Origin of the sequence: Maribacter algae (assembly GCF_047345745.1) — a bacterium.
In the GTDB taxonomy this organism is placed as follows: domain Bacteria; phylum Bacteroidota; class Bacteroidia; order Flavobacteriales; family Flavobacteriaceae; genus Maribacter.
Map to the genome: position 1 here is coordinate 119,757 of NZ_JBLFES010000003.1, position 25,263 is coordinate 145,019.

General features: G+C 38.6%; 21 protein-coding genes and 1 tRNA gene. 8 read left to right on the forward strand and 14 right to left on the reverse strand.

The annotated features are described in order from the left end of the window. A complete protein-coding gene (locus tag ACKWBX_RS12195; protein WP_413968979.1) occupies positions 1–2,013 on the forward strand; it encodes a ComEC/Rec2 family competence protein in 2,013 nt (670 codons plus the stop codon). A 12-nt stretch (positions 2,014–2,025) separates the two neighbouring features. Here ACKWBX_RS12195 and ACKWBX_RS12200 read toward each other — a convergent pair whose 3' ends face one another. Beyond that, positions 2,026–3,591 (reverse strand): peptide MFS transporter, encoded by a 1,566-nt coding sequence (locus ACKWBX_RS12200; RefSeq protein ID WP_413968980.1) that lies wholly within the window; start codon positions 3,589–3,591, stop codon positions 2,026–2,028. 41 nt (positions 3,592–3,632) lie between these two features. Then, complete coding sequence (locus ACKWBX_RS12205) at positions 3,633–5,861, reverse strand: S9 family peptidase (RefSeq protein ID WP_413968981.1); 2,229 nt, start codon at positions 5,859–5,861, stop codon at positions 3,633–3,635. A gap of 166 nt (positions 5,862–6,027) precedes the next feature. Between ACKWBX_RS12205 and ACKWBX_RS12210 the strand changes: the two genes are divergently transcribed. Beyond that, complete coding sequence (locus ACKWBX_RS12210; protein WP_413969441.1) at positions 6,028–7,359, forward strand: hydroxymethylglutaryl-CoA reductase, degradative; 1,332 nt, start codon at positions 6,028–6,030, stop codon at positions 7,357–7,359. After that, entirely contained in the window at positions 7,359–8,267 is a 909-nt protein-coding gene (locus ACKWBX_RS12215; protein WP_413968982.1) for a GYDIA family GHMP kinase, read from the forward strand. The genes ACKWBX_RS12210 and ACKWBX_RS12215 overlap by 1 nt, the downstream gene beginning before the upstream one ends. A 51-nt stretch (positions 8,268–8,318) precedes the next feature. Here ACKWBX_RS12215 and ACKWBX_RS12220 read toward each other — a convergent pair whose 3' ends face one another. The 6 genes from ACKWBX_RS12220 to ACKWBX_RS12245 form a co-directional block, all read right to left on the reverse strand. Then, the gene (locus tag ACKWBX_RS12220) at positions 8,319–10,433 is read right to left on the reverse strand and encodes a peptidylprolyl isomerase (RefSeq protein ID WP_413968983.1); all 2,115 of its coding nucleotides are present in this window, start codon (positions 10,431–10,433) and stop codon (positions 8,319–8,321) included. Positions 10,434–10,526: 93 nt separating this feature from the next. Beyond that, positions 10,527–11,813: a hemolysin family protein gene (locus ACKWBX_RS12225; RefSeq protein WP_413968984.1), complete on the reverse strand. Its 1,287-nt coding sequence runs from the start codon at positions 11,811–11,813 to the stop codon at positions 10,527–10,529. Between the two features lie 195 nt (positions 11,814–12,008). Beyond that, positions 12,009–12,620 carry an LPS export ABC transporter periplasmic protein LptC gene (gene lptC, locus ACKWBX_RS12230; RefSeq protein WP_413968985.1) on the reverse strand — a complete coding sequence of 204 codons (612 nt, stop codon included), beginning with the start codon at positions 12,618–12,620 and terminating at the stop codon, positions 12,009–12,011. Position 12,621: 1 nt separating this feature from the next. Further along, a complete protein-coding gene (locus ACKWBX_RS12235) occupies positions 12,622–13,992 on the reverse strand; it encodes a tetratricopeptide repeat protein (protein WP_413968986.1) in 1,371 nt (456 codons plus the stop codon). Between the two features lie 38 nt (positions 13,993–14,030). Next, a complete protein-coding gene (locus ACKWBX_RS12240) occupies positions 14,031–15,317 on the reverse strand; it encodes a hypothetical protein (protein ID WP_413968987.1) in 1,287 nt (428 codons plus the stop codon). Then, positions 15,318–16,046, reverse strand: coding sequence for a type III pantothenate kinase (locus ACKWBX_RS12245; protein ID WP_413968988.1), 729 nt, complete (start codon positions 16,044–16,046; stop codon positions 15,318–15,320). It lies immediately after the preceding gene. Positions 16,047–16,146: 100 nt separating this feature from the next. Here ACKWBX_RS12245 and ACKWBX_RS12250 point away from each other — a divergent pair. From ACKWBX_RS12250 to ACKWBX_RS12270, 5 genes are all read left to right on the forward strand, one after another. Further along, positions 16,147–16,219, forward strand: a tRNA-Phe gene (locus ACKWBX_RS12250). A gap of 123 nt (positions 16,220–16,342) precedes the next feature. Continuing rightward, positions 16,343–16,846 (forward strand): rhodanese-like domain-containing protein, encoded by a 504-nt coding sequence (locus ACKWBX_RS12255; protein WP_413968989.1) that lies wholly within the window; start codon positions 16,343–16,345, stop codon positions 16,844–16,846. Between the two features lie 30 nt (positions 16,847–16,876). After that, positions 16,877–17,548, forward strand: a complete 672-nt coding sequence (locus ACKWBX_RS12260) for a TIGR04282 family arsenosugar biosynthesis glycosyltransferase (RefSeq protein ID WP_413969442.1) — start codon at positions 16,877–16,879, stop codon at positions 17,546–17,548. Further along, a complete protein-coding gene (locus ACKWBX_RS12265; RefSeq protein WP_413968990.1) occupies positions 17,545–18,360 on the forward strand; it encodes a purine-nucleoside phosphorylase in 816 nt (271 codons plus the stop codon). The genes ACKWBX_RS12260 and ACKWBX_RS12265 overlap by 4 nt, the downstream gene beginning before the upstream one ends. Positions 18,361–18,403: 43 nt before the next feature. Further along, entirely contained in the window at positions 18,404–19,108 is a 705-nt protein-coding gene (locus ACKWBX_RS12270; RefSeq protein ID WP_413968991.1) for a TIGR04283 family arsenosugar biosynthesis glycosyltransferase, read from the forward strand. Between the two features lie 76 nt (positions 19,109–19,184). Here ACKWBX_RS12270 and ACKWBX_RS12275 read toward each other — a convergent pair whose 3' ends face one another. The 6 genes from ACKWBX_RS12275 to ACKWBX_RS12300 form a co-directional block, all read right to left on the reverse strand. Further along, complete coding sequence (locus ACKWBX_RS12275; RefSeq protein ID WP_413968992.1) at positions 19,185–20,234, reverse strand: N-acetylmuramoyl-L-alanine amidase family protein; 1,050 nt, start codon at positions 20,232–20,234, stop codon at positions 19,185–19,187. A gap of 114 nt (positions 20,235–20,348) precedes the next feature. Further along, on the reverse strand, positions 20,349–21,611 hold the full coding sequence (locus ACKWBX_RS12280; protein WP_413969443.1) for a POTRA domain-containing protein: 1,263 nt from the start codon (positions 21,609–21,611) through the stop codon (positions 20,349–20,351). A gap of 70 nt (positions 21,612–21,681) precedes the next feature. Continuing rightward, complete coding sequence (locus tag ACKWBX_RS12285; RefSeq protein ID WP_413968993.1) at positions 21,682–22,401, reverse strand: hypothetical protein; 720 nt, start codon at positions 22,399–22,401, stop codon at positions 21,682–21,684. Then, a complete protein-coding gene (locus ACKWBX_RS12290; protein ID WP_413968994.1) occupies positions 22,398–23,405 on the reverse strand; it encodes a glycoside hydrolase family 113 in 1,008 nt (335 codons plus the stop codon). Before ACKWBX_RS12290 ends, ACKWBX_RS12285 begins: the two co-directional genes overlap by 4 nt. A gap of 45 nt (positions 23,406–23,450) precedes the next feature. Further along, complete coding sequence (locus ACKWBX_RS12295) at positions 23,451–24,392, reverse strand: hypothetical protein (RefSeq protein WP_413968995.1); 942 nt, start codon at positions 24,390–24,392, stop codon at positions 23,451–23,453. A 32-nt stretch (positions 24,393–24,424) separates the two neighbouring features. Further along, positions 24,425–25,138, reverse strand: a complete 714-nt coding sequence (locus tag ACKWBX_RS12300; RefSeq protein ID WP_413968996.1) for a DUF547 domain-containing protein — start codon at positions 25,136–25,138, stop codon at positions 24,425–24,427. Positions 25,139–25,263 lie beyond the last annotated feature (125 nt).

Below are 25,263 nucleotides of genomic sequence, written 5' to 3' on the forward strand. Positions count from 1 at the left end.
ATGAGGTTATTAGATTTTGTGCCCATAAAACTGACACTTCTTTTAGTGTTGGGAGTGCTGTTAGGTTACTACTTTCCTTTAAACGTTCACTTGGTGTTGGGCCTGGTTATATTCTTTCCATCACTTCTTGGAGTCGTCTTTTATTATGAAAAGAAAACTACATCAACTTTGTTTGGAGTTATCACAGCGTTGACAACAATTACCTTGGGTATTTTTATTATGCTTAGGGCACAGCCCATAAACCAAGCTTCCCACTATTCCCGTTCCAATACAATAGGTGCGGTACCATGGGAACTAAAAATCAAGGAAGTACTAAAAACCACATCGTTTTCTGAGCGATATATTGCTTCGGTAATCAGTCAAAATGGGACACCTACAACAGGAAAAGTCTTATTGTCACTCCCTTTGGATACCTTAAAACAGGATTTAAATGTGGATGATGAAATTATAACGTTCACAGGAATAGAAAAGTTAAATGCCCCCTTGAACCCACACCAGTTTGATTATAAATCTTACCTAAGTAAACTTGGGGTTTATCATCAAATAAGATTGAACGCTAAACATTATCTCAAGAAAGAAAACCCTTCAAGAACTTTATTGGGAATTGCCGCCCAAACCAGAAACCATATCATCCAAAAACTCAAACAGTATGATTTTGGAGCCGATGAATTAGCCGTAATACAGGCATTGCTATTGGGTCAACGCAATGATATTTCCAATAAGACCTATTCCGATTATAAAGATGCTGGGGCCGTGCATATTCTCGCCTTGTCAGGGTTGCATATTGGTGTACTCCTTTTGATTATCAATTTTCTATTGAGACCCTTGGAATATCTCCCAAAAGGAAAGGTCGTAAAATTAATACTTACACTAATATTCCTGTGGGGCTTTGCCTTTGTGGCCGGTCTTTCGCCTTCCATCATAAGGGCTTGCACTATGTTTACGTTTATTGCGTATGCTCTATACTTGAATAGGCCTAGTAACAATTTCAACATACTGTCGCTTTCTATTTTATTCATCCTTCTGTTCATTGACCCAAATTTATTATTTCAGGTCGGGTTCCAAATGAGTTATGCCGCAGTGTTCGTTATTTTTTGGATGTATCCGTTACTTCAAAAATTTTGGTTTCCAAAAAACAAAATAATTCGTTATTTCTGGCAGCTACTTTCCGTGAGTATTGCAGCGCAGTTAGGTGTACTGCCCATAAGTCTTTTTTATTTTCATCAATTTCCAAGTTTGTTCTTTGTTTCAAATTTGCTCATCGTTCCTTTTTTAGGATTGATACTAGGCTCGGGAATAGTTGTCATTGTTTTGGCATTGTTAGACAGCTTGCCAAATTGGATTGTATTTGTTTTTGATAAGATTATCGCAACCATGAATCGGATAATTGAATGGGTGGCGGCCCAAGAAGCGTTTATTTTTAGGGCCATATCGCTGGATGGTATCCAATTATGTTTTTCCTATCTCATCATTATCACTTTGGCCTTTATGCTTTCCAGAAGCACCTTTAAAAGAATGGCGCTCTTTCTTATTTGTTTGATAGGATTTCAATCCTGGACATTTTATCTAGCGCATGTCTCATCTACAAAACAGGAAGTTATAGTACCCCATGTAACAAAAAATAGTATCATTTTAAATAGAAACGGGACGCACTTAGAAATACTGTCAAATCATCAAACTACGCCAAATAATTTTGTTCAGGATTATGAGATTGGTGAACGAATCGATTCCATTTCGATAAAACCTCTTGCCAACGGCTATCGTTTCAAAAATGAATCAATCCTTATTCTGGACAGTACAGGAATTTATTCCAAAGAGCATCGGTATAATTCCATTTTAATCACACAATCCCCTAAATTGAATTTAGACCGACTCATAGAAAGCGTTGCTCCAAAAGTGATTATTGTAGATGGGAGCAATTACAAATCGTACATAAAAAGATGGAGAGCTACCTGTTTAAAACAGAAAATCCCTTTCCACTACACAGGTGAAAAGGGAGCCTATATTTTTTAACTTTTCTAAAAACTAGTGATCGGACAACTCAAAACCTTCCGTCTCATCATCATTAACGATTAAAGATTCATTATCCTCCGCACCGTGTGTAAGTCGTTTTAAAGGTTTCAACAATAGAATTACCAATAGTCCAAAAAGCACCGCGAAAACAAATAATCCACCAAAGACTTTTAGTTCTCCTGCCTGCACCGAGCTTTCCCCTATGATACCTGCTACCTTGTTTCCTAATCCCGTGGCCGCCCAATACACGCCCATCATCAATGCCATATATCTCGCCGGTGCCAATTTTGTAAAGAACGAAAGCGATACGGGAGACAAACACAATTCCCCAATAGTATGGAACAAATAGGCCAGGACCAACCAGTACATGGCAGAACTTCCGTTGGCCTCATATTGTAACGAAGCAAAGACCATATAGACGAAGCCAATGCCCATAATAATGACGCCGACCGCCATTTTAAACAGGGACGATGCTTCCTTACCCTTTAATTTTCTTTTTGCCCAAACGTTTGCGACCAAAACCGCGAACAAGATGATAAAGCCCGCATTGGCCCCTTGGAACCAAGCTGCGGGAACTTCCCAGCCCATTAGCATTCTATTGGTTTTTTCTTCGGCATATAAATTCATCAGACCGCCCATTTGTTCAAAACAGCCCCAAAACACCAATACCATTAAAAGTGATAAAAGAAGTACTACATAACGGTCTTTCTCTACTTGGCCATTCAGGTTTTTATAAATCATCATCATGAGACCCGTAACCAAGGACAGCACTATAAATAACGCCCCATACCCCCAATGGTCCGGTCCTTCAAACGTAAATCCGGCATATATGGAAAGTGCCAAAAATACTACAACAATCCCCAATTGTAATGGTGATTTGAGCAGTTGGGAAAACAATGTTGCCAAGCTCACATCTCCGGATTTTTCCTCTACCGTGGGTTCGTTCCCAACATGTACTAAAAAACGTTGCCCATACAAATAAACGACCAATCCCAATAACATACCGATGCCTGCCAGACCAAATCCGTAGTGCCAACCGTATAAAGCAGCAACCAAACCAACAGATAACGAAGCGGTAAAAGAACCCAAGTTAATACCCACGTAAAAAATACTGAATCCTTTATCCCTTCGGATATCATTTTGCTTGTAAAGGCCACCGACCATAGTAGAAATGTTTGGTTTTAGCATTCCTACGCCCAGAATGACCAATCCAAGTCCGGTGTAATAGGCCCAGATAGCATCAATGGCCAAAACACCATGGCCCGCCGTTAATAAAATGGCACCAATGGTTACCGCTTTTTTTTGTCCTATGAGCCTATCCGCAATAAAACCACCGGGAATACTCATTAAATAGACCAACATAGTGTACCAACCGTAGAGCGCCAAGGCTTCGGTCGTGGTCCAACCCAAGCCACTTTGAGGGTCATTTTCCAATGTTTTGGCCGTCATGTAGAGCGTTAACAGCGCTCGCATTCCATAGTAGGAAAAACGCTCCCACATTTCCGTAAAGAATAATACATAAAGTCCTACCGGATGTCCGAATAGCTCCCTTTTATGGGCTGGTTTAACTGTACTCATTGATTTTTGTTTAGGTTGATTATGTTGATAAGGAGGGTTAATTACCCTTTGATATTATCGGATTTCATCATTTCTTCTTGATCCATCTCCTTCATAGGTCTGTTCATTAAATTTTCATTCAAGAAATTCGTCATTTTGTTATAGAGATGTACTCTTGTGTTTCCTCCATAAATACCGTGATTTTTGTCAGGATAGATGGCCCAATCAAATTGCTTGTTCGCCTGGATCAAAGCTTCTGCCATACGCATGGAGTTCTGATTGTGCACATTGTCATCCCCTGAACCGTGGACCAATAAATAATCTCCCTTTAAGCGTTCCGCATAATTCAAAGGTGAGTTTTCATCATATCCACTTGAATTTTCTTGGGGCGTTTGCATGTAACGTTCCGTATAAATGGTATCATAAAAACGCCATGAGGTAACGGGTGCCACCGCAATGGCCGTTTCAAACGTTTCATTCCCCTTTAAAATACAATTGGTGCTCATAAATCCGCCATAGCTCCAACCCCAAATTCCAGTTCGATTTTCATCAATATAAGATAATTCGCTTAACTTTTCAGCAGCGGCGATTTGGTCTTGCACCTCATATTTCCCCAGTTCTTTTTGGGTCACCTTTTTAAAATCACGGCCTTTAAAACCAGTTCCACGACCGTCTACACAAGCAACGATATAACCTTCCGAAACTAATTTTTGATGCCAATAGTCATTTCCGTTCATCCAACTATTGGACACGTTTTGAGACCCTGGTCCGCTATATTGATACATGAACAAAGGATATTTTTTGGAGGGGTCAAAATCCGTAGGTTTTATCATGTACATATTCAGCTCGTTCCCATTTACGGAAATTGTAGAAAATTCCTTGGGGCTCAACTCATATGCCTTTAATTTTTCCAATAGCTGCGTATTATCCTTGATCTTGGTGACTTCTTTACCGTTCAATGCCTTATGCAATGTATAGGTTGGCGGTACTGTTGCACTGGAATACGTGTTGATAAAATACGTGAAATCCGAACTGAAATCAGCCGTATTTGTACCTTCTGTGGCAGCAAGTATTTTTTTGTTTTTTCCGTTGGATGCGATACTATACACGCCACGGTTTATAGTCCCGTTCTCCGTAGATTGGTAGTACACCCTATCTTCATTTTGGTCATATCCGTAATATTTTGTCACTTCCCAATCCCCTTTTGTAATCTGGTTCATCAACTTGCCATCTTGATCGTACAGATAAATATGGTTCCATCCGTCCTTTTCGCTGGTCCAGATAAAACTATCATCCGCCAGAAAGGTTAAATTATCCGTTACATCTACATAGGCATCGTCTTTTTCTTCCAATAAGAGTGCTACCGAATTATTCTTGGCATCAACCCGATGTAATTTTAATACATTCTGATGCCTATTGATTGTTTGTACGCTTAAGTGTCTTGGGTTTTTCATCCATTTAATACGAGGAATGTAATAAGGATTCCCCAGGTCCACTTTTGAAATTTCACCAGATTTTACATCCAACATATGCAATGAAACCATGGCATTGGCCTCGCCCGCTTTTGGGTATTTAAATACATTTTGTGTTTGGTATAATTCCTCTCCATAAATATCCATGGAGAATTGGGGTACATTAGTTTCGTCAAACTTTAGAAAGGCTATTTTGGTTCCGTCCGTATTCCATTGAAACGCTTTCACAAAAGCAAACTCTTCCTCATAGACCCAATCCGTAACACCGTTTATGATTTTGTTCTTTACACCGTCCGTAGTAATCTGCCGGGTCTTTTTGGATTCCAGATTAAAAATATAAAGATTATTATTGGACACATAGGCAACCTCTTTCCCGTTAGGAGATAAGGTGGGTTCCTGAATTTTAGTGTCCGAAATTTTTATAAGCTGTTTAGAGGCAACATCATATACATAAAAAATGCCAAGGGAAGACCTTCTAAAAATAGGTTCTTTTTGGGTCGCCAATAGAATTTTACTTTCATCGTCGTTAAATTCGTAAGAAGAAAAAGAGGGGATTTCCGGTAAGTCTTTTGAAGAAACAATAGTACCTACTTTTTCTTGTGTAGTGTAATCATATTTGTCAATGCTCGTGTTTTTAAAAACACGGTCCGTATTTAAAATGGTGTATTGCTTTCCATTTTTCATGGACCGTAATGCATCCAAACGCTCTGTTCTAAATGTTCCATCATATATTTCTTCTACCGTTACCGTTTTTTTCTGTGCTACCAAAAAGGCATTAAAACAAAGAAAGCATACTGTTATGATGTGTAATTTCCTCATAGGATTTTAGAATTTGTTAAATCTTTCAAGTTTACTACTATTTCTACAAAAAACCTCGGGTTAGCTTTAAAAAGAAAAGAATTTTAACTTGGATTTATCACCTCGCCCATAAAGTGCATTATGATTATCTTTATGCTTGTAATGTACCCGCCATAATAAGGTTGAAATTGAATTATACATGACCAAGCCAATAAGTGGTTTCTCCAAACTTAGCAAGAAAGATAAAATAGATTGGTTAGCTTCTGAATATACTACAGACCCAATACAGACCAAAACCATACTTGAACAATATTGGAACTCCGACGAAAAACTACAAAAGCTACATGACGAGTTTATAGAAAATACGATTACCAATTTATACCTGCCCCTTGGTATTGCGCCCAATTTTTTGATCAATGAAAAATTATATGCCATTCCCATGGCAATCGAGGAAAGTTCTGTAGTAGCAGCCGCAAGCAAGGCCGCTAAATTTTGGGGCGGCCGCGGAGGTTTCAAGACCACTGTCATAGACACTGAAAAAGTTGGCCAAGTCCATTTTATTTTTAAGGGCGATGTAAAAAAGTTAGAAACGTTTATCAATGCCATAAGACCAAAATTCTATGAGGATACTGCTGTTTTGACCGAAAGTATGTCCAAAAGGGGTGGAGGCATCAAAGACATCGCATTGCGAAATCTCAGTGAAAAGTTGGACAATTATTATCAGTTGCATTGCACGTTCGAAACCATGGATGCCATGGGCGCCAACTTCATTAACAGCTGTTTGGAACAATTTGCCGCCACCTTGAAACGGGAAGCCCAAAACTATGCTACATTTACGGAAACTGAAAAGGATTTGGAAGTGGTTATGAGTATCCTTTCCAATTATGTCCCAAATTGTCTCGTAAGGGCGGAAGTTAGCTGTCCTATTGAAGCATTGAACCTTTCAAAAGAAATTAGCCCGGTTGCATTTGCCCAAAAAATGGTACGTGCCATAGAAATAGCCAAAGTGGAACCCTATAGAGCGGTTACGCACAACAAAGGCATTATGAACGGGATCGATGCCGTTATCATGGCCACGGGAAATGATTTTAGGGCCATTGAAGCGGGTGTTCATGCATACGCCTCCAAGAACGGAAGGTATTCCAGTCTTACCCATGCCGAAATAAAGAACGATATGTTTAGGTTTTGGATTGAACTTCCTTTGGCGTTGGGTACCGTCGGTGGTCTTACCAAATTACATCCTTTGGTAAAACTGAATCTAGATATGCTAGGACAACCCTCTGCCAAAGAACTGATGCAGATTGTCGCCGTTGCCGGACTGGCACAAAATTTTGCTGCGGTAAGCTCTCTTGTTACTACAGGAATACAGAAAGGCCATATGAAAATGCACTTGATGAATATTCTAAATCAAATGAACGCGACCCATGAAGAAAAGGATGCTTTGGTCTTACATTTCAAAACTAATACGGTAACGCACAGAGGGGTTGTCATTGCATTGGAAGCTTTGAGAAACAACTAATGGAACAGGAATTTTACAGCAATGGAAAATTATTGCTAAGTGCCGAGTACGCTATATTGGATGGGGCAAAGGGTTTGGCAATCCCTACCCGATATGGGCAATCCTTAAAAATTGAAGAAACCGATTCTGGCAAGATATTATGGAAGAGTATTGACAAGAACGATACGGTCTGGTTTGAGGCAAGCTTTGATTTAATCAATCTTTCCATCAAAAAAACGACTGATAGTTCTGTCGCAAAAAGCTTACAGGCTATTTTTTTGGAAGCGAAAAAATTAAATCCCACTTTCTTATCAAAATCCAAAGGTTGTTCCATGGAAACGAAACTCACTTTCCCTCGGAATTGGGGTCTGGGAACTTCTTCTACCCTGATCAATAATTTTGCCAATTGGGCAGCAGTTAATCCTTTTCAACTATTAGAAAGGACTTTTGGCGGAAGTGGTTATGATATTGCATGCGCTCAAAATGACACCCCTATTTTATATCATATAGAAAAAGGAAAGCCTAAAGTTGAAAATGTTTCCTTTAAGCCTGATTTTGGCAAGAACTTATTTTTTGTGTACCTCAACCAAAAACAAAATAGTAGGGATGCTATAATTGCTTACAGAAAGCTGGACATCGATAAAAGTCGGTTATCAAAAAAAATAACTCAAATAACCGAGAATTTGGTAAACACATCGTCACTTGCCGATTTTGAAAATTTAATCGAATTTCATGAGCAAACACTTTCCGAAGTACTTGGAATACTACCCATAAAAAAGAAATTGTTCCCTGATTATTTTGGCACCGTAAAAAGTCTTGGAGCTTGGGGAGGGGATTTCATATTGGTTACCGGAAATAAGGACACTCCAAATTATTTTAGACAAAAGGGATACGAAACCATCATACCTTATTCTGAAATGGTTCTATAAAAAAAGGGCTTCTATACCTAGAAACCCTTTTTAATTCTTTTATATGTATCACTAATAGAACGTCGCTCTTTTATCCTCAATCTCAGCTCTTTCTTTTAATGCATTATAAACAGCAGTATTTACCCTATTGGCCGAATTGCTCTTAAGCGTATTGGAATAAGTGCTGTAATTGTTCAATTCCGTTGCTGGCGTTCTTTTGGTAATCTCTATCTTAAAAACACCGGAATTTCCTTCAATTAGCCCCGAAGTTTCTCCTTCTTTCATTCCATAAGCCGTACCGACAACGACAGGTTCACTGCCCGCTCCCGGTATCGTTGGGGATTTTACGGTAAGTGCCGAAGCACTGGAAACGGAAACGTTGTTATCCTTTGCTAGTTCTTCTAAAGACTTCCCTTTATTGTTCGCTATTATTTGCGCCGCTTTACGCTCTTTTCTAATTTTTGGCAAGGCCGTTGCCGAAGCATCTTCGGGAGCCATTAAACCTTCTTCATAACTCCCGGTAAGTTGCACTACGGCGTACCCATCGTTGATATTAAATCTTTTTATATCGCCTACTTCGGTTTCACTGTTAAAAGCCCATTTCACAATATTTCGCTGACTGGATAATCCTGGAAGGTTTTCATCCAATGCCTTTATTTTATTTACGGGCCTTACCGTGTATTCTCCCTTTTTGGCGATTTCAGTAAATCCACTCTCGTCATCGATCACTTCCATCTCAAATTTAGTGGCATCCGTAAACAACGTATTAATGGTTTCTTCGGAAGGAACTATCTCACGGGACAATGTTGCCAATTGCACCACGTCCTCTTTATCATCAATCTTAATGACATGAAAACCAAAATCTGTTTCCACCAAACCAATAGCCCCTACTTCATTGTTAAATGCAAAATCGTTGAATTCTGCCACCATTCTCCCTCTTTGAAAATATCCTAAATCCCCACCTCTTGGCGCTGAAGGTCCATCCGAGTTATCCCTTGCCAATTGAGAGAATTCCGCACCCGGCTTTTTGGCTTCTTTCAACAATCTGTTTGCCTCCTCTTCGGCCTCTTCCTTTGTTCTTTTAATGTCCGGATTGGCCCTATTGGCTCCTTCGTAAGTTATCAAAATATGGCTGGCCTTAACGGAACCGTTTGGTTTTCTATCCATCATTTTGGAAATTCTATAGAAGTCCCCATCTTTATAAGGGCCATAAATCTCTCCAACATTCAACGTCATCAAGGTGTCCGCAAAGGAAGTGGATAAATTCTTTTTAGGCTGATAAATAGTATCAAATTTAGTATCTGAATTACGGTCCAAAAATGCTTCCACATCTTTGGTATTTCTGAAACCATATTCTCTGTATGTAGTATCTGCCCCTTTGGTTACTTTATCCTCCAATAATTTCATGATATCCTCTTTGATTGCGGCTTCATCCGCATCCGAGGGTTTCTCTTGAAAATAGACAAACTGTATATCCCTTGCCGGTTCTTGTTTATAATCTTCCGCGTGTTCTTTGACATAAGCGGCGATTTCACTTTTAGAAACGGTTATTGTACTGTCCGGAATAGAGGTGAATGGAATACGAACATATTTGATATCCATCTTTTCATTCGCCAATTTATAATCCAACTCCCCTTCTTTTAAGGTAGCCCCAACACCAGCTTTCACTAAATTGAAGTACGTTTGTTCCTTGGCCTGCTGAATAATCTCTTTTTCTGTCTCTAACCAAGCCTCGTATTGTAATGGATTGTTGACTTTCCAATCGGCTACGGTCTGTTTGAACACATTGGCATCAAAAACCCCGTTTTCATTTTGAAACTGTGGATTCTGTGCATAGCCGGTCGTTTCAATAAAGTCGATTATTTGATCCTGCTCAATTCCAATACCTAAATCCTCAAACTGCTCCCCAAGAATGGCACTCCTTACTTCCCTATCCCAAACCTGGTTCATGGTCTGCATGGAAGATGCGTTAGGTCCTACTCTTCTGGACATGCTTTCCACTTTCTGCCTAAATTCATCTATAGAAATTTCATTACCATTTATCTCAGCAACAGCGGAACCCACTTTTTCTCCCGCACCAAAATTACTACTCGTGAAAACACCCGATATTACAAATGCAAAAAGTGCCAAACCGATAATCAATATCAATACGGTCGTACGCTTTCTAATATTCTCTAAAACTGCCATCCTCTGGTATAATTAAAATCAGTTGGCAAAACTACCATTTTTAATTGAAATATTAAAAACTAAAAAGCCATGAAAATATGGGAAGGAAAGCACCTAATCTTCCTCTAGAAGCTCTAGGGAAACCAAATCTATTTTGGTATTGGAAACCTCTAGAACAACAAACCTGAACCGTTCGATGACCAACTCCGATTCCTTCTCCGGAATCTCACCCAATTGATGTACCAGCAACCCTCCCAAGGTTTCATACTCGTCACTTACGGGCAGGTCCAATTTATAGTTCTCGTTCAGGTAATCTACCTCTAGCCTAGCGGACAGTAAAAAGTTACTCCCGTCTATCTGTTCTTCCCTTAGATGCGTACTATCATGCTCATCTTCTATTTCCCCGAAAAGCTCTTCTACGATATCCTCTACTGTCATAATTCCGGAAGTGCCCCCATACTCGTCCAAAACCACGGCAATACTTTTCCTTTTCTTGATCAGGACGTTCAAAATATCCTGAATCAACATGGTCTCCGGCACCAATTCTACCGGTAGCAAAATACTTTTAATTGTTTTCGGTTTTTTAAAAAGTTCATAGGAATGTACATATCCAATGATATTATCTACGGTATCCTTAAAAACCAATATTTTGGAAAATCCGGTTTCGGTAAAAAGTTTGGCCAGGTTTTTAGGGGTCTCGTGCATTTCAACCGCGGTAATCTCCGTTCTGGGAACCATAACCTCCCTTGCTTTTACCCCCGAGAATTCCAATGCGTTTTGGAAAATCTGTATTTCAGAGTCTACTTCATCTTCTTCTTCAACCGTTTCCATCTGCTCCGTTATGTAGTCTCCCAGTTCCATTTTACTGAAAGCCAATTGTACCTCATCCCCTGAAGTCCTAAAAATTCTTTTTAAAATAAAGTCCGAAACGCCAATAACAAAATTAGAGATGAACGAGAAAATAACATAGAAAAGATAGGCGGGCAATGCCAATGCCTTTAATAGACTATTGGCATAGATTTGAAACAGTACTTTTGGCAGGAACTCGGCCGTAATCAGGATTACGAAAGTGGATATGATGGTCTGTGACAACAAACTAAAATCTGTCAAAAGAAGTTTTAAGAAAATATTGTTCGGCGAAAAACCCGTAAACCAATTCATCAATAGCTCTCCCATGAACAGACCATAAATCACCAAGGCTATATTATTGCCGATCAACATAGTGGCAATAAACTTGGATGGCTTTTTGGTAAGTCGCGTCAGTATTTTTGCTAAAAGACCTTCTTGCTTTTTTTCAATTTCGATATGTATCTTATTTGCGGAAACAAAAGCTATTTCCATGCCCGAAAAAAAGGCAGAAAAAAATAGCGAAAGAATAATGATAACTACGGAGCTATCCACTACTGTTGATTTTCTTGTTTTCGTTTCTCGAATTTCTTGCGATAATTACGTCTGAAGAAAAACATGCCTGTAGAAACGACCGCAAAAAACACGAAAAAATAAGCCATGGAACGATCAACGTTCCAATCCGTAAATATTCTATACACGGAGAAAAATGCAACAATAATGTATAGGTATTCTGTATATTTTAAAATCTTAATCATCGTTCCTCTCTTCTTTAATAAGCATTAGACCATAAGTTTTGTGTGCATTTAGAAAACTTAAATCCTTTTTAATATCCATTCCTTCACCATCCATTATGGTACCATCTTCCGGATTGGTAAACTTAAACTTTTCTTGCGTAAAAGCCCATTCATTAGCCCTATCGTAATATAACTGTGGCGCCTCTAGTTTTTTTCCGTCCTCACTTTTAATGATAACATTCCCTTGCAAATCTACAATCGATGTAGCCGTGTAATACACGCCGTGGTCTGCTTCTATGGTAATTTTTTCATTTTCCTCGTTAAAAATTTCAACTAGTAATCCTTTGGGAAAAGTTTGGTAGGGGAACTCCAAGTTTTCAAAATCATTACGCAAAGGTCCTGACATGACGGCCAATACTCTTGATGCCCCCGTAGCTTCGGAGTTTATTTTTTCGGGAGATTCCGTATAGGTCAATGTAAAATCTTCCGCAACCCCTTGAGGATATATGTTCTTTTGGGCTTCTTCCCCAACTCGCTTATAATTATCCTTACAACATAAAAAAAGTATTGCCATGGATGTGACCATGGCAATACTTTTAAATTTATCTGATAAATGTTTGGACATTTTACAAATTAGGAACTTTTACACTACCCCCTACCCAACAAGAAAAAGTTACCGTCTTTCCGGCCATACCAGAGCTGAATATCATTTCCTTGGTTGGTGCTTTGGCACTATAACTTGCAGCAGATTGATTGGCCCTACCTCTTAAAGAAGGGTCCACCCTACCAGCTTGTCTTGCTATCTCCGCAGCTTTCCAGTAGATGGCGCGCTTTTCAAACGGCGTTGCGCCACATTCGTTAGCACTACTATTGTATAGACTTGCTATCAATAAATATGCTTTTCCGTTAGCGGGATTTGCATCAAGTGCTTGCTGCGCATATTTTCTAGCGGTAGACTTACTTCCCCTTCTATAGATCGTAGCCACTTTATATGCAATATTGGAACGTTTTTTGGCATCTGCCTCTAATTCCAATGCTTTATTAAAATTAGCTACCGCTCCTTTTGTATCACCGCTTTTAGAATCCAAAGAACCTAAATAAACATATACATCTGCAGAAGGATCAAGTTCTGCTTGCACAGCAACCATCTTTTTGAACAAAGGATCGTCCGTACATTCTTTACTGAACATTCTACTTACGGCTCCTTTTACCCATTTTACATCACCTTTCTTCTCCTCAAAGTTCTTGGTATATAATGGTATCAAGTTTTCACAATCTGCCAAGTTTCCTAGTTTCGTGTCTATACTTCCCGAAATTTTACCATATACTTCAGAATAGGAGTTATATGATTTTAAATATTTTTTTTCCTTGGCAGTCAAGGTGCCTGCCTCTTCCTTTGGTAAAAGCTTTGCTATTTTATCCGTAAGGATATCATTCTCTTCCTCAATTCTTCCGGTAACATCATCATAGACATCAAAGACCTCTTGTAAATCTTTCTTGCCTTCCCCATGCAAATCCACTAAACTGGAGAAGTAAATGTATAGTGCTTTAGGGTCTTTAAAATTCTCGGCATCTTTTGAAAATGCTTCGCCCAACATTTCGTACATCTCTGCATCGTTGGTCATTTTATTGTCATATTTCAACTTCGCCTTATCAACGATAGTCTCGGCCATACTGGTCTTTTTCGCAAAATATTTCAGTTTATTGTCATAAAGCCCCATTAGCTCATTGATAAAACCTTCTTTTTCAGCTCCTGTCGCTTTTTCAATTTTCGCCTTCAAAATTCTTTCGCCATATACATATATAGCATTATTTAATTGAGGGCATTTTTCATACACCTTTTTGAACGGTTCGTAAGCCGCATCATAATTCTTAACTTTTGCATGTTCTGAAAATATGGACAAGTTGGTCATACATTCAGGGTCTTGCGCCTGCGCATTACTTACTCCCATTATTCCAAAGAGCATAATCGCCGTGAAGTAAATTTTCAATTTCATCTTGTTGATTTTAATGTGGTTAATGTACTAAATTTTTACTAATTTATTTTTCTTTTTCGAAACCATTGGTCATTTAAGGATAATCCGATATTAATTTTCAAATAACTTTCCTCTATCAAATTGGCCCTAGTGGTACCGCGTCTTCCCAGTTCAAATCCTAGGTTTAAATTAGAAAGGCTTCTACCCATTGGCAACCCAAGTCCAAAAGTTATGCCAAAGTTGTTTATGTCCACATCGTTGACCACCATTCCGCTTTTATCCAAACGCAGTCCGGCACGATAGGTAATGCGCTTCAAATAACTTGAAAAAGAGTTGTAATCCGGAGTTATAGAACCCCCTAAAGCAAAAGAACTAGCGTCCTTATATTGGATATTGTCCACTCCTAAAAAAGGATTCTCAAAAGAGCTTAACCCTTGAAAACTATATTCCGCTCCCAGAAACCATTTGCGGTCTTTGCCGTATCCTAAACCTACCGTAGCGATAGTTGGTATTTTAAACTCCGTATTCCGCAAATTATTGGCATCTAGATTTACATTTATTTCCTCAATATTACCTCCAGTGGCAATGGAAAAAGAACCGATATTACGGTCATTCTTTGAGACCAAGTTTCCTTGCGTATTTATCCTTGCAGAGGCGTAAAGTGTGTGGTTATTTTTTAACTCAGGGGTGTAGTTCACGGCATAATTAAAATCAAAACCGTTCACTCGTGAAGATCGTCTATCAAAAGTTCCGAATTGAACATCCTGTATTTGTTGCAATCGTTCACTCTCTAATGTCCCGTAATTAAAATTCACCGTAACCCCCAGACTCAAATTCTTTACAACTTCATATCCGATGGAATAATAAACGCGGTTAAGCCCTCCTTCTCCGGAGAAAATGTTGGTCAACGGATTGGCTCCCGTAGTCCTTTGTTCGACTAAATTATAACCCACGGAAGAATAGGGCATAATACCAAAGCCCATTCCGAAGCCTTCTTTTATACTAAAACCCAAAGAAAGATAGTCCAAATTCGTTACCGAACTGCTTTGTTCCTGTGTGAAATCCTTTAAACGAAACTGTTTATTGGAAAGACCTATGGTGTAGACGGTCACTCCAAAATCATCCCCGTACCGAACACCTAAATTAGCATATGCCGCGGGGTTTTGTAAATTAACGTGCGTACTGTCGGCAAAAACGGCAACCCCTCCCATCATCTGGTTTTCCATGGTTCCAGGATTCCTTAAATCACCAATACCAAAAAAAGAATAGGGTGATATAGTACCGTCTTGAGCGTATGAACCTATGACAGCTATATACACTATTGCAATTACAATTTTTTTGACCATCTAAAATTTGTTGTATTCCAGCAAATGGTTAAGTCCTTTCAGGAGAAATTTGGAATCCGCAAATATGGTATTTTTTAGTCGTTCTGACAAAAATTGGGCATCACCGCCTGTTAAAATAACTGTTAAATCTTTAAAACGTGATTTATACATGTCTATGGCTGCATCAATTTCATTGGCAACCCCATAGATTACCCCACTGTGCATACTATTTTCCGTGGAGTTCCCAATGTAGTCCAAGACCTCTTCCCTTTTTAACAAAGGAAGCCTTGAAGTCTGTTCGTGCATGGCCGTATAACGCATTTGAATACCTGGGGAAATAGCACCTCCCAAATACTCATCAAAATCATTGATAATATCAAAAGTGATACAGCTTCCCGTATCTATGACCAAGGTATTGCTGTGCGGTTTATTATAATAGGCCGCAGCGACCAGGGCAATGCGGTCCACACCAAGGGTCTGGGGCGTAGCATATGAATTTTTAAAGGGGAGGTTGGATTTATAGGACAATTTGTGGACCTTACAATATAATTGTAGGATGTCTTCGTGGGATTTGGTCAAAAAACCCACACTTGATACTATAGCGGCATTGATCCTTGGATATTTCTCAAAAACAAATTTTATACCTTCCTGAAAAGCGTTCAAGGTTATGGTTTCATTGTAGACCATATTATTTTTTTGAAATACGGCCAGTTTTATCCGTGTATTCCCTGCGTCTATGATTAAATTCATATGGCAAAGATTATAAATTGAAGAAAACAAAATGCTTTTTTTATGATTTAGTTTGTATATCCTAAATTTGAAATTATATTTGCAGCCGCTTATAGCGTATGGTGCCTTAGCTCAGTTGGTAGAGCAATGGACTGAAAATCCATGTGTCCCTGGTTCGATTCCTGGAGGCACCACAATTAATCCTCGTGTTTGCGAGGATTTCTTGTTTATAAAACATTATTCTAAAAAATAGAATTTTCACAATTTCTCATACCTCTCTTAAATAGTACCTTTGCAGTACTAAAATCTGCCAAGATATGAGGTTTCTAATCTTCGTTGTTGCTATATTATTTTGTTGTTGCACATTGGTTGCCCAAAGTAAATTGGACAATACCCTTAAAAAATTCAATAAGGAATCAGTCCCTTATATTTATCCGGAGCATCTTTCTCCTTCACAAAATATGATTTTATTGGACACCCGTAAAAAGGAAGAATTTGAAATCAGTCATTTAAAAAATGCTATTTGGGTGGGACATAAAAAATTCAATGCACAAAAATTCGCGGAGCAGTTTCCTGACAAATCAAAGCCTATGGTAGTATATTGCTCTATTGGTGTACGTTCCGAAAATATTGGAGAAGAATTGTTAGCTATGGGCTATAAAGACGTACAAAATCTATACGGCGGTATCTTTGAATGGAAAAATCAAGATGGTAAAGTGTACAATCAGTATGAAAAAGAGACCGATAGCGTACATGCCTTTAACAAACATTGGGGCAAATTGCTCACGAAAGGTGAAAAAGTATATAGCGGAAAAAAGTAATTTATAAACAAACCTTAATACAACTTGGGAATACTACACACGAAAAAGGAAACTAAGGACGATAAAACCATAGATTTTCATTTGGCCAATTCTAAAAACCTCTTGCTTATTTTTACACGGAATCCTGAGTTGGGCAAATGTAAGACGAGATTAGCGGCCAAAGTAGGCAACCTTGCAGCACTGGATATTTATAAGTTTCTTTTAGACCACACGGTGAAAATCACCCAAAATCTTTTTGCTAAAAAAATAGTTTATTACTCCGAAGAGATTTGGGAGAATGACATTTGGAACAATACATTTTTTGAGAAGCGGCAACAAAAAGGGACCGACTTGGGCAAAAGGATGGAAAATGCCTTCATTGACGGATTTGAAAGGGGGTTTGAAAAAATAATTATCATTGGCAGTGATATGTTCGATTTGGACCAAAACGATTTGGAAAAGGCTTTCAGCGCTTTGAACCAAAATGATTTCGTTATGGGCCCTGCTCAAGATGGCGGATATTATCTTCTGGGAATGAAAAAAATGAAATCGGAACTTTTTAAAAACAAAGATTGGGGGTCGGAAACCGTTCTAGAAAATACACTAGGTGATTTGGCCAATGAAAAATTTGCGCTTTTGGAAGAACGAAACGATATTGATCATTATGAGGACATTCAAAACAATCCTGGTTTTGAACCTTTTTTAAAACACATGCAAGCATGACAAAAAAACAATTAGAAGAATCTGTAAACTACTTGATTAACAAAGGTTTTGATAATCCTGAGATAGGCATCGTTCTAGGTACGGGACTCGGAAAGTTGGTAGATGAAATAAAAGACCCTATCGAGGCACATTACAATCACATTCCTTTCTTCCCCCTGGCTACGGTAGAATTTCATACCGGAAAATTGGTGTTCGGGACCATAGAAGATAAAAAAGTGGTGGTCATGCAGGGGCGTTTCCATTTGTACGAAGGTTATGATTTCTTGGACATTACCTATCCCATTAGGATAATGCACTTGTTAGGGATTAAGCAATTATTCATATCCAACGCCGCAGGAGCCATAAATCTGGAGTTTAAAAAAGGGGATATGATGTTGATAGAAGACCATCTGAATTTACAGGGAGGATCCCCATTAGCTTTTAAAGGAGTGGCAGAATTCGGTGAGCGCTTCACGGATATGTCCGAACCCTATGATTTGGAAATGCGCCAGAAATTAATTGAAATCGCAAAAGAAAATGACATTTCACTACAAAAAGGAGTTTACGCCTCTGTAGTAGGTCCACAATTGGAAACAAAGGCAGAATATCGCATGTTAAAGATTATAGGGGCCGATGCGGTTGGAATGAGCACGGTTCCCGAGGTTATCGTTGCAAATCATCTGGGCCTGCCTATCGTGGCCGTTTCCGTTTTAACGGATGAATGTGACCCTGACAACCTAAAACCTGTGGACATTGCTGAAATTATTGAAATCGCCGGAGCAACAGAGCCAAAAATGGTTAAATTATTCCGAGAATTGATCAAGCAACTGTAAGTTCAAGACGCACGGGCCTACTATTGACGTGTAAAAAGTTTGCATGAATAGGTCAGTTCCCAAAATTAGCATCATTATTCCAGTACTTAATGAGGCAGCGTATATTAAAAAAGTACTTTTTAGCATTCAAGAGCATTCTTCTTCCGGGCAAATAGCCGAAATATTGGTCATTGATGGTGGTAGCACTGATGACACCATCAAAGAGGCAAGGTCTTTTGGTGTCACAGTGGTAAGTTCTCCAAAAGGCCGTGGCAAACAAATGAATTTAGGTGCCCGACTAGCGAAAGGGGATATACTTTATTTTTTACATGTAGACACATTACCTCCCGCAGCTTTTGACCGTTCTATCTTAAAAGCATATTCAGACGGATACCAAGTGGGTTGTTTTCAAATGAAATTTGATAGCCGAAGCCTTTTTCTTCGGGTTTTCTCTTGGTTCACCAAATTGAACCATAAAATTTGCCGCGGTGGCGACCAATCTCTTTTCATCACAAAAAAGCTTTTTGAAAAAGCGGGTGGTTTCAATGAAGACTATAAAATATACGAGGACAACGAGTTTATTGGCCGCATTTATAAAATGTCCCCGTTTAAAATACTTCCGGAATATGTACGGACTTCGGCAAGGCGATATGAGGAAAAAGGGATGGTCTCGTTACAGTGCCATTTTGGTGTCATCCATCTAAAACATTATTTTGGGGCTGCGCCCGATGATCTATACCAGTATTACAAACGAAAAATTGCGACCTGATTCTTTAGAATACCGTTTTAAAATAATATATCATATTCCCCGGTACATCCATCCCCAAAACCACCAATCAGATTAATTATCGTATCGGACCTATTTCACCAGTATCGAAATCCAAAAGAACGCCTTCAGCTATCCATTTGGCCAAAGCCTGCCTATTGGCCGGATCTAGAATACGTCTTTGATCCTTATTATTTCTAATGTTCCCAATTTCTATATAAGTCATTGCAGGGTATGTATTCTTTACCATGTAAAGATTGGTCCGATCTTGAAAAGTACCTGTGTACGTTCTATTGGGTTGGTATTTCTTGTATTTGCTGAGAAAGGTTTTATGAACGCTCTCGGCCAATTTCTTTCCGTTTTTACTTTTTTCATGATGGTAGAAAAACACATCTATGTTCTGACCAACTTTTCTACTATCCACATGCGTAACGATAAGCCTTTGGAATTTTCCTTTATTCTTTTTGTACAGCTTATTTATGATACCAACACGTTGTTTAAGACGTTTTAATTGATTTAGCGGTATTGTTTTATCGGGATATGCTACCTCGTCATGGTCAATTTCCAAAATGCGTTCGTCCCTTATACCATCGTTCTCATCCCTTATAATAATATAAACCTCCGCTCCATGGGCCATTAGTTCCCTGGCCAATCGCAATGTGATATCGTACGCATATTCATCCTCGGCAATAGAGGTTCCTGCATATTTGGCCATGGCACCGGGGTCAGGGCCTCCATGACCTGAAACCAAGTAGTAAACCGATTCTTTTAAACGTTCACTTTTGGCCACAACCGTTTCATATTCTTTTCCAAAAATAGGAAAGGTCTCAACTTTTATTTCCTTAATGGTTTTGGTCTGTTCTTGAATGGAATCTAAAATAGGAACGGTATCCAATGCTGCTTTTGGGAAAATATAGGAACGCCCTTCATATAAGTGGATACTATCCCTTAGGTTGTCAATGTTCAAACGGACGAACTGATCATAATAGTCATAGGGATTTACACCTTGTTTGCGCAACAAGGACAATATCCCATCGCCTTTATCAGCAGTAATCATCTGTATCGAATCCTGACCATAAAGACCTAGATTAAAGAAAGTAAACAATAGGATAAAGACTTTGGATCTCATGATTTCACAAAAACAAATTTCATGCCTCTTTTCAATGCATCAAAATAACGATTACAAAAATAGAGGTTGGAATCATTTTTAGGTATTCTTTCTAAAATTTTAGAATACGCATGTCTAAAAATATTGCCCAATACCAAAAACAATACCCCTATCCCCGTCTTTGGTAATGCCGTAACCATAATCGATCCTAAAAATAGCATTAAAAATACGTTTGTGCATAAACCGCAAACCCAATCCCGGATAAATACGAATGTTCTGATTATCACCAAAATCACTAAAATCCCCTCCAGGATTTCGCCAAGACCCACCATCAACAAAAATATTGCTTTGTAATACGAACCAATCTTTATCCACTAGGGTGTGACGGTACTCCGTGTTAAAAACAATGGCACCGGTACCGCGGTCAATCGTATTTCCTACACCGCGAATATTCAAATTGTTGTCTACCGTAAAAGGGGCAAAAGGCGTATTCACATTACTGGCCAGTCCCAAACGAAGCCTACTGGCCCAATTACCACGTTTTCCTACTCTGTGATAGTATGAAAAATCATTGAACCCAATCCAAAAATCGGGTAAATTCACGTCCGAACTACCTACGTACTGCAAGTTCAATGCACTTCTGAAGCCCGATAAATATTGATAGTAATAATCAACGTTGTCATGGTTGTAAATGAGTTTAAAAAGATGTTTGTCCACTTTAAGCGCTTGCGGCACGTTAGGGTTTACAGCTCCCGTTAGATAGCTATAGTCTTCCGTAAAAAAACTAGTTCCCAAAGCAATTCTGTTCTTAAAATTTATTTCATAAAGTCCCAATACTTCAAAACCCCTATTATTATAACGATAGTCGGCCTCTCCTTCTTCCAAAAAAACGGGCTCTCGTGTCGTGAAATCATTATAATTGAAAGCGATTCCGAATTTATTCGAGAAGAGATAAGGTGCTTGAATACTGATACCATAGGAATTAAAAACATCAAACTGATAAAATCCTCCAAGCGTAATGTTCTGTCCTAAAAGATTGAATTCTTGTAAACCTACTCGAAATGCAAAATCATCATTGGAAGAACTAAAAAGATTGGCAAAGGGAATCAGCGTGAAATTCTCCTCAACCGTATAGAAAACATTATGTTGTCCACTTTCCGAAGAAAAAACTTGGTAATAGGCATGTGCAATGGACGGTAGCCTTTTTAAACGCGTCATATCCTTTTCCATAAGCGTAGAATCCAAATCCATTCCCGGTTTAAGTTCTATCAGCTTTTTCAGAAAAGATACTTTTGTCCTTTTGGTGCCCTTAATTTTTACATCAAGAACAGTTTCCTCCTGTGCAACTACAAGCAGACATTGCAGTATTAAAGTCGTTAAAAGAAGGAATCTAGAAATCATTATGTGCAATTAACATTCAAAAATAAGCGATAGGGATAACGAATGTATCACATGTTGCGGATTAACTTTAATCCAAGCTAAAATCCAATTCGGAAAATAGATTCACCCAATTGTCCTCACTCACCGCCAATAAGGTAAATCCGTATGTTTCATTAGACTGTAATGTTTCGGGTGTGCCGGGCGTAATATTCAATACCACATTGTCTAGTTCATAAAACTGAAAGGTTTTTTCAAAAGTATAGGTGCCGGATATAAAATCATTAGAAACATCGGTCAACACCTGAAAGTATATTTTGGTATCGTCATATATGCCGTCTTCCCAATTGAAAATCGGATTGATGGTATTGGTCCGCACCGAAACATTACTGGAAATAAATTCCGTGGGCTTACTTTGATTTTTGATACGGATAGGATTGGAGACATGTACTTTTCCGGCTTCCTCAAAAGTTACGATTACCCACTTTTCCTCAGGGATAGCCACTTCAAACTTTTTTAGGAATCCGTTGAAAACATCCAACAGAGGGGCTTCTACTTGGTTATATTGTGTAAAGTCGTTTTTATCTATCTCTCCAGTATTCGCTTCATAATATTGAAGATTACTTGCACCTTCCCTTGGATAAAGGAATACACTTACCAAATCATCATTTTGATTGCTAGCGGCACAGGCTATGACATTGTCCAAAACAAATTCCTTATCAGAAATAGAAGCTGCCAAAGTATTCTCTACGGCCAAATCATTGGAACAACCCAAAAAACAGAGAGCAAGAAAAAGGAGGGCATACTTCAATTGGAATACATTTTATACTGCTCTGCTATGACTTCCTGAGCAGGTTTATTTTGTGGGGTAAACCTATTATCTTCCATTCCTCCTGAAGTATCATGTTGAATGAACCATTTCCATACATATCCTCCGGCGAACCATTCCTCGTTCCAGAATTCAGCAAAAATGGCTTTTTTTGCATTTACCTGTGCTTCCAGGTTTACGCCTTCCTCGTTCCGATCCACAAGCCATGGTTTTTTGGCCGTATAATCCATACTACGATATCCAAATTCTGTAAACAACACAGGTTTTTCATTTTTCATAGAGACCTCCATCATTTTTTCTTTCCAAGGTTTCCACCCTGTTCTTAACTCTTCCACAGATGGCGTTTCCGCTTCTGACAATGGAAAATAAGCGTCAATTCCTATATAATCCAATTGGTTCCAAAAGGGTGTTCTTTTGTATTCGTCCCAATTGGCGGCGTATGTTAATTTGCCATCATAAGCAGCTCTAATTCTCTTAATTAGTCCTTTCCAATATTCCGGCCTATTTTCCACAAATTTCTCCAGTTCTGTGCCAATGCATAGAATAGGTGTTTTTGTTTCTTGGGCCAACTTGGCAAATGTGAGTATAAACTTATCATAAGTGTTTTCCAACTGCTTCCATTCCGCCTCGGATTTCATCATTATGGTTCCCGTAAATTCTCCCCGCCATACCCATATCTGGGGCTTCAACATCACTTGAATACCATTTGCCCGTAATAATTCTATATACTGCTTGGCCCCTTTTTTGGTCTCTCCAAACCATTGCCTATCCGTATCGAAAATTATTTCCGGGGAGTTGATATCCCTTATAAATCCAAAGGGCATCACCGCAGCGCTGTTGGCATGTATTTTCATGATCTCATCCACATGCTTCTGCGCAGCTTTTTCCCTAGAGGCAACAAAACTTACCCCATTTAGCTTTTTTTGGGCTTCACCCGTACATGAAAATTGAATGAGATATAAAAAGAGGAGCCCTAATTTTTTCATAGAAATAAATTACAGCTCCTAATTTAAGTTTTTTGTGCATCACTCTTAAAAAATGGCCCGTAATCCTATGTTAAAAGTTTCTCCCAAACCGGTGTTGCTACCACGAACAAAATTGGTGTACAAGGCCTCTAGGTTCAAGGCATCGGTCAGTTGGTATTTAGCACCACCGCCCAAAGCCGTAAAATCTTGTGTAAATTCATTTCCCAAATCCAAACGTTGTGAATGTTGTGCCAAGACCAAGACCGTGAATTTTGAGCTTGGAAAATAGCTTAAAAAGATACCTGGGTTAATGTTTAAACTATTGTTGGCAAAGCTTCCTTCGATAGTATTACCAGCAGAATCTTGTACAGCCGACTTACCAAAATTAATTTCAGTAGTCAGTTCTGAGAATAATTGCCATTTATCGCCAGGAAAGGTATAGTCATAAAACAAACGGTTTTGCCATACAAAACCATTTTGCTCTAGGAAAACGGACTCTCTAATTCTATTAAAACCGGTATCCAAAGCTCCATCTTCACTTTCATTATCTATTAATGGAATAAAGATGGAACTCTGAATGGAAAAGTTACTCAGAGAAGCAAAAGGCACAAATTTAATGGAAGGGGCTATTGCTGTAAGACCTGATCTTGCAGTACCTTCTTCACCATCAAAAGAAAATACTTCTAAAGCACCGCGATTTGAAATTACATTTGAACGTAGTCTAGCGATCAATCCGAGGTTTACCCTTTTATTATTTCCAACACCTGTATAGAATTCAAAAGTAGACGTAAAAAAAGTCTGCCTTGGTTCAGTCCCTTCTGAGAAGGTACTTTTAGTTTGTGTATAGAGGTTGTTGAACCATTTAATATCCACTTGCCCTTTCTCTATTAATTTTGAAGGGGTGTATTGTTGAATATTACTTTTTTGTTTTAAACTGTCTTGCGCCATTCCGCCAAAAAAGGCTAAAAGAGTTCCCGCAAGAATTAAATTCCTGTACAATGATTTCATTTTAAAGTTTTTACGTTGTTGTTTTATTGTTTTTACTTGGCTTCGTTCAAAGTCCAATCATATGGATAGTAAGAGACCTTACTTTTTTCAGGTAATTGCTCTTTTTTATAGGTATTTAAGTAGTCCACTAGATTTTTACCGTTTTGTGTAAAATCTCCTTTATACCACTCAAAGATTTGAGATACTTTTACTTTGTTCTTATTTACTTGGATAAAGTTGGGATCGTTGATCGCTTTCACAGTTTGTTTCTGTAATTGCGCATCCAACGTACTTGGTTTGTAGGCCGATGCTATAATGGGAGGACAACCCAACCCGGCGCATACCAACACGAAGTGAAATCTTGATTCCGATGGGAAGTTTCCACGAAGTAATTTATTTTCAATATCATTTAGCGTAATGTTTTCTCCACCTACATCATGTTTCGTCTTATCAAAGAAACCGGCAACATCCAAAGGTGATTTTAAGGGATAATTATCCAGAACACTTTTGATGACCAAAAGATTATAGGTATTTATCCAAAAGGCCTGATAGGTGTTTGCATCGGTTTTGGAAACCCTTATGGCTTTCGCCATATCCAGTAAATTATTGATTCCCGAAGGGTCTGCTTTTATATTCTTGTAAGCCACTCTTCCATTGGATACATTGGCCTTTAAAAAACTATCCGCCTTTGTAAAATATTCAGCGGTACTTTGTGCATTGCCAAAGGCAAAGCTTAAGAAAATCGCTATTAAGGTTATTTTTTTCATCATGTTATTATTTAATTGATTTTCAATCGGCTATAACTTGCTACTCTGTCGCAAGCATTTTTAAAACCCTACATTCGTTTCGTTTTTTATGATTTATTTTAGAATTTAATACCGTTTACTATAAT

Bases quoted from the DNA above. Each gene is read 5' to 3' on its own strand.
- ACKWBX_RS12275 (WP_413968992.1), bottom strand. From the start codon at position 20,234: ATGAGATCCAAAGTCTTTATCCTATTGTTTACTTTCTTTAATCTAGGT.
- ACKWBX_RS12295 (WP_413968995.1), bottom strand. From the start codon at position 24,392: ATGAAATCATTGTACAGGAATTTAATTCTTGCGGGAACTCTTTTAGCC.
- ACKWBX_RS12265 (WP_413968990.1), top strand. From the start codon at position 17,545: ATGACAAAAAAACAATTAGAAGAATCTGTAAACTACTTGATTAACAAA.
- lptC (WP_413968985.1), bottom strand. From the start codon at position 12,620: ATGTCCAAACATTTATCAGATAAATTTAAAAGTATTGCCATGGTCACA.
- ACKWBX_RS12240 (WP_413968987.1), bottom strand. From the start codon at position 15,317: ATGGTCAAAAAAATTGTAATTGCAATAGTGTATATAGCTGTCATAGGT.
- ACKWBX_RS12235 (WP_413968986.1), bottom strand. From the start codon at position 13,992: ATGAAATTGAAAATTTACTTCACGGCGATTATGCTCTTTGGAATAATG.
- ACKWBX_RS12290 (WP_413968994.1), bottom strand. From the start codon at position 23,405: ATGAAAAAATTAGGGCTCCTCTTTTTATATCTCATTCAATTTTCATGT.
- ACKWBX_RS12195 (WP_413968979.1), top strand. From the start codon at position 1: ATGAGGTTATTAGATTTTGTGCCCATAAAACTGACACTTCTTTTAGTG.
- ACKWBX_RS12205 (WP_413968981.1), bottom strand. From the start codon at position 5,861: ATGAGGAAATTACACATCATAACAGTATGCTTTCTTTGTTTTAATGCC.
- ACKWBX_RS12300 (WP_413968996.1), bottom strand. From the start codon at position 25,138: ATGAAAAAAATAACCTTAATAGCGATTTTCTTAAGCTTTGCCTTTGGC.
- ACKWBX_RS12245 (WP_413968988.1), bottom strand. From the start codon at position 16,046: ATGAATTTAATCATAGACGCAGGGAATACACGGATAAAACTGGCCGTA.
- ACKWBX_RS12220 (WP_413968983.1), bottom strand. From the start codon at position 10,433: ATGGCAGTTTTAGAGAATATTAGAAAGCGTACGACCGTATTGATATTG.
- ACKWBX_RS12215 (WP_413968982.1), top strand. From the start codon at position 7,359: ATGGAACAGGAATTTTACAGCAATGGAAAATTATTGCTAAGTGCCGAG.
- ACKWBX_RS12255 (WP_413968989.1), top strand. From the start codon at position 16,343: ATGAGGTTTCTAATCTTCGTTGTTGCTATATTATTTTGTTGTTGCACA.
- ACKWBX_RS12270 (WP_413968991.1), top strand. From the start codon at position 18,404: ATGAATAGGTCAGTTCCCAAAATTAGCATCATTATTCCAGTACTTAAT.
- ACKWBX_RS12200 (WP_413968980.1), bottom strand. From the start codon at position 3,591: ATGAGTACAGTTAAACCAGCCCATAAAAGGGAGCTATTCGGACATCCG.